The sequence below is a fragment of the Dysgonomonas reticulitermitis genome (genome assembly GCF_054601275.1).
In genome coordinates, this window is record NZ_BAAHWU010000069.1 from 1 (window position 1) to 13,187 (window position 13,187).

Annotated in this window: 12 protein-coding genes; 10 read left to right on the forward strand and 2 right to left on the reverse strand. The window is 39.5% G+C overall.

The window, feature by feature from the left end; all coding sequences use genetic code 11:
- Positions 1 to 700: 700 nt before the first annotated feature.
- Positions 701 to 1,375 carry a 16S rRNA (cytidine(1402)-2'-O)-methyltransferase gene (gene rsmI / locus ACYPZI_RS14630; RefSeq protein ID WP_459602890.1) on the forward strand — a complete coding sequence of 225 codons (675 nt, stop codon included), beginning with the start codon at positions 701 to 703 and terminating at the stop codon, positions 1,373 to 1,375.
- Positions 1,376 to 1,413: 38 nt separating this feature from the next.
- Entirely contained in the window at positions 1,414 to 2,286 is an 873-nt protein-coding gene (locus tag ACYPZI_RS14635) for a Cbp1 family collagen-binding glycoprotein adhesin (RefSeq protein ID WP_459602892.1), read from the forward strand.
- Positions 2,287 to 2,502: 216 nt separating this feature from the next.
- Here the strand turns inward: ACYPZI_RS14635 and ACYPZI_RS14640 are convergent, their stop codons facing one another.
- Together ACYPZI_RS14640 and ACYPZI_RS14645 are read right to left on the reverse strand one after the other, a co-directional pair.
- A complete protein-coding gene (locus tag ACYPZI_RS14640; RefSeq protein ID WP_459602894.1) occupies positions 2,503 to 3,078 on the reverse strand; it encodes a hypothetical protein in 576 nt (191 codons plus the stop codon).
- Between the two features lies 1 nt (position 3,079).
- On the reverse strand, positions 3,080 to 3,808 hold the full coding sequence (locus tag ACYPZI_RS14645) for an HAD family hydrolase (RefSeq protein ID WP_459602896.1): 729 nt from the start codon (positions 3,806 to 3,808) through the stop codon (positions 3,080 to 3,082).
- A 313-nt stretch (positions 3,809 to 4,121) separates the two neighbouring features.
- Between ACYPZI_RS14645 and ACYPZI_RS14650 the strand changes: the two genes are divergently transcribed.
- The 8 genes from ACYPZI_RS14650 to ACYPZI_RS14685 all read left to right on the forward strand — a co-directional run bounded on the left by ACYPZI_RS14650 (position 4,122) and on the right by ACYPZI_RS14685 (position 13,092).
- On the forward strand, positions 4,122 to 5,612 hold the full coding sequence (locus ACYPZI_RS14650) for a 2-isopropylmalate synthase (protein WP_459602898.1): 1,491 nt from the start codon (positions 4,122 to 4,124) through the stop codon (positions 5,610 to 5,612).
- 30 nt (positions 5,613 to 5,642) lie between these two features.
- Positions 5,643 to 7,040, forward strand: a complete 1,398-nt coding sequence (gene leuC, locus ACYPZI_RS14655; RefSeq protein ID WP_459602900.1) for a 3-isopropylmalate dehydratase large subunit — start codon at positions 5,643 to 5,645, stop codon at positions 7,038 to 7,040.
- Between the two features lie 33 nt (positions 7,041 to 7,073).
- Complete coding sequence (locus ACYPZI_RS14660) at positions 7,074 to 7,469, forward strand: four helix bundle protein (protein WP_459602902.1); 396 nt, start codon at positions 7,074 to 7,076, stop codon at positions 7,467 to 7,469.
- Between the two features lie 173 nt (positions 7,470 to 7,642).
- On the forward strand, positions 7,643 to 8,233 hold the full coding sequence (gene leuD, locus ACYPZI_RS14665) for a 3-isopropylmalate dehydratase small subunit (protein WP_459602904.1): 591 nt from the start codon (positions 7,643 to 7,645) through the stop codon (positions 8,231 to 8,233).
- Between the two features lie 191 nt (positions 8,234 to 8,424).
- Positions 8,425 to 9,381, forward strand: a complete 957-nt coding sequence (locus ACYPZI_RS14670) for a glycosyltransferase (RefSeq protein WP_459602906.1) — start codon at positions 8,425 to 8,427, stop codon at positions 9,379 to 9,381.
- Positions 9,382 to 9,408: 27 nt separating this feature from the next.
- On the forward strand, positions 9,409 to 10,920 hold the full coding sequence (locus tag ACYPZI_RS14675) for an alpha-isopropylmalate synthase regulatory domain-containing protein (protein WP_459602908.1): 1,512 nt from the start codon (positions 9,409 to 9,411) through the stop codon (positions 10,918 to 10,920).
- Between the two features lie 114 nt (positions 10,921 to 11,034).
- Positions 11,035 to 12,132 (forward strand): 3-isopropylmalate dehydrogenase, encoded by a 1,098-nt coding sequence (gene leuB / locus ACYPZI_RS14680; RefSeq protein ID WP_459602910.1) that lies wholly within the window; start codon positions 11,035 to 11,037, stop codon positions 12,130 to 12,132.
- A gap of 33 nt (positions 12,133 to 12,165) precedes the next feature.
- Positions 12,166 to 13,092, forward strand: coding sequence for a transposase (locus ACYPZI_RS14685; protein ID WP_459602912.1), 927 nt, complete (start codon positions 12,166 to 12,168; stop codon positions 13,090 to 13,092).
- Positions 13,093 to 13,187: the final 95 nt, after the last annotated feature.

The following is a 13,187-nucleotide window of genomic DNA, read 5'->3' on the forward strand; positions in this document are numbered from 1 at the left end:
AATTTTATCGTTGGTAAGTAAGCTCATATATTTGTTTAATTTATTGATTATCAACTATAAAGATACAAAATTATTTCTTACTTACCAACTTTCTTATTGATTTTCTTAAACGGAACTCAGGTTAATAAAAATTCTATCAGGTCGTGATTGAACAAAATTGTGAAAACGAAAGCCGGTTTGATCCTTTCTCATCGGAAAGATCAAACCGGCCAGAGCCATTTCGGAAAAAAATGACCTTATATATTTGAAAATAAGAAATAATATTACTCTCTCTAATAAAATAAGGGTAACTTCCAAATTTCCAGAAGGAAATAATCTGCGAAGTTTGTTATGTTTTTGTTTGGCTTCTTCCATTAAATGCTATCAATTGTGTGCTTTGATTTATATAATATATAATCAAGAAAGATATGATATTTTATAAAACTTACGTTTTGGTGTTAACGTTTCAAAATTAAACTAAATTTTAATAAAATAGTAACACAAAATCGATAATAAAATAGCACAAAATCGATAATTTGCCGTATGACCCTATTATTATCAGACAATAAGTAATTTCTTACTTCGCTCGTCGGAAGAATAAAACGAAACAACGCTGAACAATTCTAATTACCAAACACATACTCTATTCTTCTAAATTTTGACTGACTTTGTGAGAATCTTATTATATTTGTGTGCTGTTTGTGTTGCACACTGATAAAAAATGGGAAAATTATATGTTGTACCTACACCTGTAGGTAATTTGGAGGATATCACTTTAAGAGCTATAAGGCTACTGAAAGAAGTATCTCTGATTCTGGCAGAAGACACGCGTACTACCGGAATTCTTCTCAAGCATTTTGATATACAAAACAAAATGCAATCTTACCATAAGTTTAATGAGCACAAGGCAATAGCGCATATAATCGATCGTTTGAAAGCAGGCGAAAATATTGCTTTGGTATCAGACGCCGGTACCCCCGGTATATCTGATCCCGGTTTTTTAGTAGTGCGGGAGTGCGTTAAAGAGGGTGTCGATGTAGAATGTTTACCGGGAGCCACAGCCTTTGTTCCGGCACTGGTTTCTTCGGGCATACCAAGTGACAGATTTTGCTTTGAAGGTTTCCTCCCTCAGAAAAAAGGAAGAATGACCCGGTTGAAAATATTAGCTGAAGAATCGCGTACAATAGTGCTCTACGAATCGCCCCACAGGGTATTGAAAACATTGACGCAACTGGCAGAATATATGGGCGAAGAAAGATACGCCGCTGCATGCCGTGAGATATCGAAAGTATATGAGGAAACAATAAGAGGAACGCTAAAAGAATTAATATCACACTTTTTAAAGAACGAACCGAGGGGTGAGTTTGTTATAATAGTCTCTGGAAAAAATGAATAACTAAAAAAGAGTATAATCTAACAATTAAATATTTGTATATGAAGAAGTTAATCGTTGGATGCTTTTGCTTAGCCGCATTAGCATCGTGTAATGTAAAAAATTCGGATGAATATAAGAACTTAAAGGCTGAGAATGACTCTCTAATGCAAATAGTCGGTCAAAGCAATACTGAGTTAGCTGAAATGAACAGTCTTATAAACGATATCGAAGAAAACTTCAAGCAGATCAGAGAAGCCGAAAAATTCCTGACCATTGAATCGAAAAATAAAGGAGAAATGTCAAACGACACCAAGACTCGTGTCAAAGACAACTTTGAAATGATTAATGAAATCCTGAAAAAGAACAAAGCTGATATTGACAAATTGAATCAAAGATTGAAATCTAGTTCAGGTCAAAATGCAGGATTGAAAGCGACTATCGAGCGTCTGAATACGGAACTTGTAGAAAGAGCCAACACTATTTCGGAACTACAAGCTTCTTTAGCTATCCGTGATGAACAAATAGCTTCTCTACAAACAGATGTATTGTCTCTGACAGAAAATGTGGAAACTTTGTCTTCGCAAACAGCCGAACAAGCAGCGAAAATAAAGGAACAGGATAAAGAACTGAATACTGCTTATTATATGTTTGGCACCAGCAAAGAATTGAAAGAAGCGAAAGTTGTTTCCGGCGGATTCCTTGCATCTCCTAAAATATTGAAAGAAAGCATTGAAAAAAGCAAATTCATCAAAGTAGACATACGCGACACGCAAAGCATTCCTTTGTACGATAAAAAAGCGAAGCTACTCTCCGACCATCCTGGCGACAGTTATACACTGGATAAAGATGCGAAAGGCAATGTTGTTATCAAAATAACTGACTATAAGAGATTTTGGAGTATTTCTAAATTTCTGATTGTACAAGTAGGTTAATAAAAACAATCATAAAGTACAGAGGAAGGTGTCTCATAATTGAGATGCCTTTTTTTATTTCAGCTCACACGAACTTTATATTTCAGTCTTTGTTATTAAACTGTAACTATAAACATGCCAAGTATCAGAACGACCAAATCTTCAGACGACAAGGCTCACCAAGCCTTTTGGTTTGCCGAACTCACATATACATTCGGTTTCAACTGGCATTTCTAATCAGTCGTTTCTAAAGCCATATAAGTCTGCATGTCTATTGGCTTTAAAAAATACATAGCCAACAAAAACAGGAATTAGGATAATAAGAGGAATAAGTATAGCTGATGTACACATCATAGGCCCCAAAAAGGAGAATCCGCCGACAAAATCATTTCCTTTCGTATTTATTTTAACCAGTTGCCAGCCTACAAGAAATTGAGGAATAAGGTATATTATAATTGTATAAGGCTCTGCATCAAAGCCTATATATGTAGCGATACAAGTTAAAATAAAAAACACTGCTGTAGCAGCAATCAGATATTTCATAAAATATTGGGCTTTTTCTCCATTTAAGAAATTGCCCAGATATTTATGTAAACATAACATCTGAATAATAACAAGAGGATAACAAATAAGCTGTATCCCAGCCAATACAAAAGCACTACCTATAGGATCGTTCACTATATAGATATAGGCGATACCCAATATCGGAATTATTATCAAAGCAAGCGAAATTACAATCGCTAACTTGAAATTCTGCCTCTTTAATCGAGTAGGCAAAAAAGATTCATCAAAAATACTCTTTTCTTCAATCATATTAGATTAGTGATTTCCTATATTCATCCCAATTATCGAATAACGCTTTCATTGACGGTAAAACAATATCAGCTCCGGCATCAGCCAAAACCCTATCAGGCATTGGCCCCGTATTAATTGCAATAGTAAAAATACCGGCAGCCACAGCGGCTTCAACGCCCCTTGGTGCATTCTCTATTACCACAGCTTGATTTGGCTTCAGATACCCGGCCTTTGCCAATCCCATCAGATATGGTTCGGGATGAGGTTTTCCATTCTTCACATCAAACGCAGTAACTATTCGCTCTTTCTCGAACAGGGATGGAAAATTATATTCCAGCTTATTTATAAGCGTCGGTTGTCCCGAACCTGTAACAACAGCACAGATCAAACCTTCATCATGTACTTTTTTTACAAAATCGTAAGCATAAGGAATCAGGCTGCCATCATTATATTTTGAAAACAATTCCGTTTTCAGTTTATATATACTTTCTTTTTCTTGAGATGCAGCATCCCTGCCCTTTTCTCTGTTCATCAGATAATTGATAGTATGGCTACCGACCATCCCTTCATACAAATAGAACTCTTCGGACGTACTGGGGATACCGAAATGATCCATTGTTTCTTTCCAGGATTTGGCATGCCACTTCATAGAGTCGTACAACACGCCATCCATATCGAAAAGAACGGCTTTCAGGTCGAAATTCGAATAATTATGTTTGTCGAGATATTCTTTAAATACAGTTGTCATTCTAAAAAATTTGATCCGACAAAGATAGGTTTTATCTTCTAAAAAGCCTAAATTGAATAAATCGTCACAAAAAGGCAAAAAAGCAATCTTTTTATTTGTATTTCTAAAAAAATAAAATAACTTTGTCACTCAATTAAAAAATAATTTAATGAAATCGCATAGTATTATTAGTTCACTCATTCTGCTCTGGAGATATTTAGAGTGAGCATTGCTATGTAGTATTTTTAATAATAAATAAAAACTAGAGCCTTTCTCACTCGCCGTAGATGAGAAAGGTTTTTTTATATACTTCAGTAATTCAATTAAAAAAGTTATGGACAAGTTATTTATTTTTGATACCACGTTGAGAGATGGGGAACAAGTACCAGGTTGCCAGTTAAACACAATCGAGAAGATAGAAGTAGCCAAAGCCCTCGAATCGCTCGGTGTTGATGTTATCGAAGCTGGCTTTCCTGTATCCAGTCCGGGAGATTTCAACTCGGTAGTTGAAATATCTAAAGCTGTAACTTGGCCCACAATATGCGCTCTTACCCGTGCCGTAGAGAAAGATATAGAAGTAGCGGCAGAAGCTCTTAAATATGCTAAAAAGAAACGCATCCACACCGGAATAGGAACATCTGAATATCATATTAAGCATAAATTCAACTCAACTCAAGATGAAATTCTCGAACGCGCCATTGCTTGTGTAAAATATGCCAAACGCTTTGTGGAAGATATAGAGTTTTATGCTGAAGACGCAGGCCGTACCGACAATGCTTATCTGGCACGTGTAGTACAAGCTGTGATAAACGCAGGAGCCACCGTGGTAAACATTCCGGACACCACAGGATATTGCCTTCCAACAGAGTATGGAGCCAAGATAAAATACCTGATGGATAATGTGGATATGAAAAATGCCATTTTATCGACACACTGCCATCAGGACTTGGGTATGGCTACAGCAAACTCAATCATGGGTGTATTAAATGGCGCGCGTCAGGTAGAAGTTACAATAAACGGTATAGGCGAACGCGCAGGAAATACTTCTCTGGAAGAAGTTGTAATGGCAATAAGAAGCCACAAAGAATTGAAGATAGATACAAATATCAACACACAAAAAATATATCCGACAAGCAGGATGATTTCGAGCCTGATGAACATGCCTGTGCAACCGAACAAAGCAATTGTCGGACGGAATGCATTTGCCCATTCATCGGGAATACATCAGGACGGGGTATTGAAACATTTGTCTACTTACGAAATCATCGACCCCAAAGATGTCGGTATAGACGACAATGCGATTGTACTCACAGCCCGTAGCGGGCGTGCCGCTTTAAAAAACAGGTTAAGCCTGCTAGGTATAGAAATGGATGAAGACCAATTGGCAGAATTATATCAGCGTTTCCTCGAACTGGCCGACCGCAAAAAAGACATCACAGACGAAGATATTTTGATCTTGGCCGGAAAAGAAACTACCAAAATGCATCGCATCAAATTGGATTACCTCCAAGTGACTTCCGGCATCGGCATTCGCAGTGTTGCTAGTGTAGGGCTGGATATCGCGGGTGAAAAATTCGAATCGTCTGCTTCGGGAAATGGACCGGTAGACGCCGCGATAAAAGCAATCAAGCAAATTATACGCAGAGAGACTGTTATTGAAGAATTTCTAATACAGGCCATCAACAGAGGCAGTGATGATACCGGTAAAGTACATATGCAAGTGGAACATGACGGCGCGGTTTATTATGGCTTTTCGGCCAATACCGATATTATAGCCGCCTCAGCAGAAGCATTCATCAATGCTGTCAATAAATTTGTAAAGTAACAATAGATCAACAAAAATAGAATTTTAAGTATGAAAACTTTATTCGACAAAATCTGGGATGCCCATGTAGTGTCTTCTGTAGAGGACGGCCCTACTCAGTTATATATTGACCGTCACTTCTGTCACGAAGTAACGAGTCCCCAGGCCTTCAACGGACTCAGGGCCAGAGGGCTAAAAGTGTACCGCCCGGAGAAAACAACGCTAACAGCAGATCATAACACCCCTACAATCGATCAAGACCAACCGGTAAAAGATCCCATTTCAAAAAATCAATTGGATACATTATCCAAAAATGCCCAAGAGTTTGGACTGACATTGTATGCACTGGGAAATAAAAAGAATGGTGTGGTACATATAATCGGGCCTGAAAATGGTTTCACTCAACCGGGTATGACCATCGTATGCGGGGATAGCCATACGTCTACTCACGGAGCATTTGGAGCTATCGCATTTGGTATCGGGACTAGTGAGGTAGAAATGGTATTAGCTACTCAATGTATCCTCCAATCACGTCCGAAAACAATGCGTATCACATTCAACGGAAAGTTGGGAAAAGGCGTTACAGCGAAAGACCTTGCCCTCTATATGATTTCCAAACTGACGACAGGCGGCGCTACCGGATACTTTGTTGAATATGCAGGTGAAGCTATCCGCAATATGTCGATGGAAGAACGCATGACACTATGTAACCTGAGTATAGAAATGGGTGCGCGTGGAGGGCTTGTCGCTCCCGATGAAACAACATTTTCGTATGTAAAAGGACGTGAATTTGCGCCTAAAGGTGAAGAATGGGATAAAGCCCTTGCCTATTGGAAAACATTGAAAACAGATGAAGGCGCTAAATTTGACAAAGAACTTACTTTCGACGCGGCAGATATTCAGCCGATGATAACATACGGAACTAATCCGGGAATGGGTATGGCCATAAACGATTCTATCCCGTCACTTGAACAAATAGATGAAGCCGGACGAATTTCTTTCCAAAAATCGATGGACTATATGGGATTCCAACCGGGAGAAAAAGTAGAAGGTAAATCAATCGATTATGTATTTCTCGGTAGCTGTACCAACGGTCGTATTGAAGACTTCCGTACTTTTGCCAATTTCGTGAAAGGCAAAAAGAAATCGGACAATGTCGTTGTTTGGCTTGTACCCGGCAGTCATATGGTTGTAGATCAAATCAAGGCGGAAGGACTAGACAAAATTCTGACCGATGCCGGATTCGAACTTCGCCAACCGGGATGTTCTGCTTGTCTGGCTATGAATGACGACAAAGTTCCTGCCGGAAAATATGCCGTTTCTACATCGAACCGCAACTTCGAAGGGCGTCAGGGACCGGGCGCACGCACTATTCTTGCCGGACCATTGGTAGCAGCGGCAGCGGCAGTAACAGGGAAGATCACAGATCCGAGAGAATTAGCAAATTAGCAGATTAGCAAATTTGAAAATTAAATAATCATTATGAGGGAAACGGGAAATGTAATAGTTGATTTGTCCTTTAAGTTTGCTTTGGATATTATTTCTTTTGTAGAAATATTGGAACAAGAAAAAAAATATGTTATAGCAAATCAATTACTGAAAAGCGGAACATCTATTGGAGCAAATGTTCGGGAAGCACAGAACGGAGAGAGTAAATCCGATTTTGTACATAAACTTAAAATAGCGGCCAAAGAAGCTGACGAGACTGAATATTGGTTGCTACTTTGCAAAAGTTCAGAAAATTATCCTTTCAATCCTCAATTAAGTAATGGAAAGTATTTATTACAACATAATTTTCGTTTTTGTCATGCTGACGATAGGAAGCATCTCTTGTCGGTTCCGCTTTTAAGGAACAAGATCCTTCGTGCCTCAGGATGACAAAGAGAATGTTGCATTAATTATCATAGATTACTTACTAGAAGATATTAAAGTTATTCAAAAAATTATTAATAAAATTATCGGAACAGCTAAATCAAGATAATTAGTAAATGTGAAAATAGATGCATTTTAATTTGCTAATATGCTAATTCGCTAATTTACAAATTGACATTATGGAAAAGTTTCAGACATTAACATCGACATACGTTCCGCTTCCGATAGAGAATGTGGATACAGACCAGATCATACCGGCCCGTTTTCTGAAAGCAACAGACAAAGAAGGCTTCGGAGATAACCTTTTTGCCGATTGGCGCTACAACAAAGACGGTAGTCCAAAAGCAGACTTTGTGTTGAATAATCCGACATACAGCGGGAAAATCCTCGTCGCAGGGAAAAACTTCGGTAGTGGCTCCAGCCGCGAACATGCAGCATGGGCTATTGCCGGATATGGATTCAGAGCCGTCGTTTCCAGCTTTTTTGCTGACATATTCAGAAACAATGCTTTGAATAATGGTGTGTTGCCGGTTATAGTTACTCCCGAATTTTTGACAGAGATATTTGCTGCCATCAATGCCGATCCGAAAGTAACATTGACTATCGATCTGGAGAAACAGGAAATAACAAACAATGCAACCGGAAAATCAGAAAGCTTTGATATAAACCCTTATAAAAAAGAATGCCTTCTTAAGGGACTGGATGATATAGACTACCTACTCTCTAAAAAGGAGTTGACGGAGAAATTTGAGGAAGAACAGATATTATAGAATCTTCAAAAAATACAACCATGAAGAAAACTAAAATTGGTTTTTTAACATCAAAACACCCTCTGGAAAAGAATGTTTGGTCTGGAACAATATATCAAATCCATAGAAATCTCAGTAAGGATCATGAGATTATTTGGATACCCGTAAGACGGAGCTTTTGGGGCAATAGGTATATGAAGATAATAAAGATTATGAGTAAGATTTCCGGAAAGAGTTTCACACCTCACTTTACTTATCCTGCCAAAAGATCATCGAAAAAGACAAACAAGAAATTGTTAGATTCCGTTGATCTAATATTTACACCGGCTGCGTCTTCTTGTGTAGCGTATCTGAAAACCAATAAACCAATAGTATATCTTTCCGATACAGCTTTTTCTCTAATGGTTAATTATTATTATTTCAATCTATCTGATTTTAATATTAAAGAAGGAAATAAAATAGAACAACTAACAGCCCGAAACAGTACTCATATTATAGTATCCTCGGACTGGGCTAAAAAAGCGTATATCGAATATTATTCCGTTCCTGAGGAAAAAATTTCGGTTATAGAATTCGGGGCTAATATCGATGGAATAGAACTAGTGAATAATACGGATAATAAGACAAACGGGCCGTTGAATATCCTCTTTCTTGGCGTAGAATGGAAAAGAAAAGGCGGTGACGTAGCTGTAGAGTGTGTAAGGAAATTAAATGAATCGGGCATAAACGCACATTTATATATTGTCGGCACAGGTACTCCTAAGGAATATTTAAAGTATGATTTCATAAAACCCATTGGCTTTTTAAACAAAAACAAAGATTCTGAATATCAACAACTGAGAGAGATAATTTCCAAATCGGACATTCTTCTGTTACCTACCAGAGCTGAATGTTCAGCCATTGCTTTTAGCGAGGCCAGTGCTTATGGATTGCCGATTTTCACTTACGATACAGGAGGTATTGCCAATTATGTCATTAATGGCAAAAATGGTTATAGGCTTGACCTTTCCGCTAATGGTGATGGTTTTGCTAATAGAATAAAAGAATGTATAGAAAAAGATGAACTACCTCTGCTTAAAAAGGGATGTGAAAACATATACAATAGTAATCTGAATTGGAATGTTTGGACGGAAAAGGTTCGGAATATAATAGATAACTGCCTTCGATGAAATTTAAACTGGCTATTAATTAGTCTTATGATAGAAATAATGGACACAACCCTTCGCGATGGGGAACAAACATCGAGCGTTTCCTTTTCCACTCAGGAGAAAATGAGTATAGCGCACCTGCTGCTTGTCGATTTGGGCGTCAACCGTATCGAAGTAGCATCGGCTCGCGTTTCGGAAGGAGAATTCAATACGGTAAAGAAAATTGCGAATTGGGCTACATCAGCAGGTCATATCGAAAAGGTCGAAATTCTCGGTTTTATAGACAAGGGCACATCACTCAATTGGATAAAAGATACAGGATGCAAGACGATAAACCTACTTACAAAAGGTTCATACAAACATGTAACCGAACAGTTGCGCAAAACTCCCGAGCAACATCTTAACGACATAAAGTATGAAGTCGAACTTGCCCGGAAAATGGGGATTGCAGTCAATGTTTATCTCGAAGACTGGTCGAATGGCATCATTCATTCCGAGGATTATGTCTATTTCATGATGGATGGAATGAAAGACCTCCCGATAAAAAGGTTTATGCTTCCCGACACACTGGGTATATTGAATCCTCACAGCGTGTGGAGATGTTGCCGCCGCATGATAAACCGTTATCCTAACCTGCACTTTGACTTTCATGGACATAACGACTACGATCTTGGTGTTGCCAACACAATGGTTGCCGCCGAGGTAGGAGTAAAAGGGGTGCATGTGACGATGAACGGATTGGGTGAGCGTGCCGGCAATGCATCTTTGGCAAGTGTGATAGCTGTATTTCACGATCAGTTGAACTTAAAAACAACTATTAAGGAAGAAGCTATAAACAAAGTCAGCCGTATAGTCGAATCATATTCAGGACAGGTAATTTCTGCTAACCAACCGATTGTGGGTGATAATGTCTTCACTCAATGTGCCGGTATCCATGCCGACGGAGACAATAAGAACAACCTGTATTACAACGACTTATTTCCTGAACGTTTCGGACGGATTCGCGAATATGCTTTGGGCAAACTCTCCGGTAAATCGAATATTCGCAAAAACATTGAAGCCCTTGGTATAGAACTGGACGAAGCTGATATGTTGAAGGTAGCAAACCGTGTTATCGAATTAGGTGATAAAAAGGAAATAATCACACAGGACGATCTGCCTTACATCATATCCGACGTATTAAAGAATAACGAAAAAGAAAAACGGATCAAGATACTTTCCTTTGCTTTCCTTCTTACCAAAGGACTACGGCCTACGGCCACAGTGAAAGTAGAAATAGACGGACAAGAACACGAATGGACAGCTCCGGGAGATGGGCAATACCATGCCTTCTCGAAGGCTTTATATAAAATCTATTCCAGGCTGGGAAAACCAACTCCGACTCTGACCAATTACGCTGTATATATTCCACCCGGTGGTCGTACTGATGCTTTGGTGCAAACAGTCATTACATGGGAATTTAACGGTAAAACATTCAAAACCCGTGGACTTGATGCCGACCAGACCGAAGCGGCTGTAAAAGCAACAGAGAAGATGTTGAATATGATAGAGGAAATGTAGTAAATTCGAAAATTAATTAATGTGCTAATATGCCAATGGCGCGAAGCGATAGGTAAGTAGAGAGCAGTATACCAGCAACTTGGTATTTATAAAAGAACAATAAAAAAATATATAATGAAACTAAACATTGCAGTACTTCCCGGAGATGGGATCGGTCCGGAAATAATCGGACAAGCTTTACGCGTAACTGAAGCTATATGTGAGAAATTCGGACATGAACTGTCATATGAATACGGACTGGTTGGAGCTTCGGCTATCGATCAGGTTGGCAATCCCTACCCTGATGGAACTCATGAGCTATGTATGACTTCCGATGCTGTTCTGTTCGGAGCTATCGGCGATCCGAAATATGATAATAATCCATCGGCAAAAGTACGTCCCGAACAAGGATTGCTGGCTATGCGCAAAAAATTAGGGTTATATGCCAATATCCGCCCGGTGTCTACATTCCCCTCATTGATACATAAATCGCCTCTTCGTGCCGATCTGGTAGATGGAGCCGACTTTATGTGTATCAGAGAGCTGACGGGAGGCCTTTATTTTGGACGCCCACAAGGACGTAGCGAAGATGGCGATACAGCCTATGATACCTGTGTATATACACGTGAAGAGGTGGAACGCATCCTGCACCTGGCCTACAAATATGCGAAAATGCGCCGCAATAAAGTAACAGTTGTAGATAAGGCTAATGTTTTATGTACATCGCGCCTGTGGAGACAAGTTGCACAAGAAATAGAGAAACAATACCCGGAAGTGGAAACAGAATATATGTTTGTCGATAATGCTGCCATGCAAATTATTCAATGGCCTAAACGTTTCGATGTGCTTGTCACCGAGAACCTTTTCGGGGATATACTGACTGACGAGGCATCGGTTATTACAGGTTCATTGGGTATGCTTCCTTCTGCTTCTATCGGTGTACATACATCGGTATTCGAACCTATACACGGATCATATCCGCAAGCAACAGGAAAAAACATTGCAAACCCATTAGCAACAATTCTTTCAGCAGCCTTAATGTTTGAATATGCCTTCGACCTTCATCAAGAAGGCGCTCTTATACGTAATGCTGTAGCAGCGTCGATGAATGCAGGAGTAGTTACTGAAGATATTTCGCTAAAAGATGGAATAGCCCACTCTACATCGGAAGTAGGAGACTGGATTGTAAATTACGTAAAAAATAACGGAATTATCCCTTTATGTCTTGGTTAAAATAATTTCAGATAAGTATTTACTTTTAAGTAAATGTTCATAATTATATCACATATAATAAAACTGTCGTATATTCGCAGTATACAAGATGTAATAGTGAATGAAAATCAAGATATTATCATTGACCGAATCAGATCGGCAGGAACTCACATTTGGCTTTCGCAACGGGGAGAGCCACTGTTTCCGCATGCGTTGCCGTGCAGTATTGCTCAAGAGGGAAGGTCTGAGTTCCGTCCATGTTGGAGAGCAGACGGAAATGACAGCCCAAAGTGTCAATGGCTGGGTGAAGCGGTTCGAGGCGGAAGGAATCAAAGGCTTATATACCCGTCCGGGACAGGGGCGCAAGCCCATCATGGATTGTTCAGACGAGGATGCGGTTCGCAAAGCCATCGAATCGGATCGACAAAGTGTCCGTGCTGCCAAGGAAGCCTGGCAGCAATCCTCCGGCAAAGAGGCAAGCTAATTGACATTCAGACGTTTTTTATCCGTCTTGGCGCAAGATATAGACGTATAAGAAAACGTCCAAGGGGTGTACCCTCGCCGCAACTCTACCGGTATAAGACCCAGAAGTTGCAAGAACTTGAAACGCTTTATAGCAAAGGAGAAATCAACCTCTTCTATGGCGATGAATCGCATGTCTGTACCGAAGGCTACGTTCCCTATGGCTGGCAGTTCCCGGGAGAAAACATCTATATTGCTTCGGAAAGAGCCAAAAGGCTCAACATCTTCGGTATGATTAACCGGGATAACCATTTTGAAGGTTTCTGCACAAGTGAATCCATTGATGCCGAGAAAATTGTCAGTTTCCTCGAACAGTTCTCCTTTGGAATCGATCAAAAAACATTTGTTGTGCTCGACAATGCCAGCGTGCATAGAAATGCTAAAATCCGGCAGATGCGCCCTGTCTGGGAAAAACGAGGACTCTTTCTCCTGACTTTGACGGTACCTTTCCCAGTCTAGCCATAGCTGATATTGATTTCCAGCGGTTTATCCCGTATTTTTCGACCAAGTTCCTTTGTAGTGGACGGTGATACAAAGTGTGTGATTTTCTTTCA

Bases quoted from the DNA above. Each gene is read 5' to 3' on its own strand.
- rsmI (WP_459602890.1), top strand. From the start codon at position 701: ATGGGAAAATTATATGTTGTACCTACACCTGTAGGTAATTTGGAGGAT.
- ACYPZI_RS14635 (WP_459602892.1), top strand. From the start codon at position 1,414: ATGAAGAAGTTAATCGTTGGATGCTTTTGCTTAGCCGCATTAGCATCG.
- ACYPZI_RS14640 (WP_459602894.1), bottom strand. From the start codon at position 3,078: ATGATTGAAGAAAAGAGTATTTTTGATGAATCTTTTTTGCCTACTCGA.
- ACYPZI_RS14645 (WP_459602896.1), bottom strand. From the start codon at position 3,808: ATGACAACTGTATTTAAAGAATATCTCGACAAACATAATTATTCGAAT.
- ACYPZI_RS14650 (WP_459602898.1), top strand. From the start codon at position 4,122: ATGGACAAGTTATTTATTTTTGATACCACGTTGAGAGATGGGGAACAA.
- leuC (WP_459602900.1), top strand. From the start codon at position 5,643: ATGAAAACTTTATTCGACAAAATCTGGGATGCCCATGTAGTGTCTTCT.
- ACYPZI_RS14660 (WP_459602902.1), top strand. From the start codon at position 7,074: ATGAGGGAAACGGGAAATGTAATAGTTGATTTGTCCTTTAAGTTTGCT.
- leuD (WP_459602904.1), top strand. From the start codon at position 7,643: ATGGAAAAGTTTCAGACATTAACATCGACATACGTTCCGCTTCCGATA.
- ACYPZI_RS14670 (WP_459602906.1), top strand. From the start codon at position 8,425: ATGAGTAAGATTTCCGGAAAGAGTTTCACACCTCACTTTACTTATCCT.
- ACYPZI_RS14675 (WP_459602908.1), top strand. From the start codon at position 9,409: ATGATAGAAATAATGGACACAACCCTTCGCGATGGGGAACAAACATCG.
- leuB (WP_459602910.1), top strand. From the start codon at position 11,035: ATGAAACTAAACATTGCAGTACTTCCCGGAGATGGGATCGGTCCGGAA.
- ACYPZI_RS14685 (WP_459602912.1), top strand. From the start codon at position 12,166: ATGTTCATAATTATATCACATATAATAAAACTGTCGTATATTCGCAGT.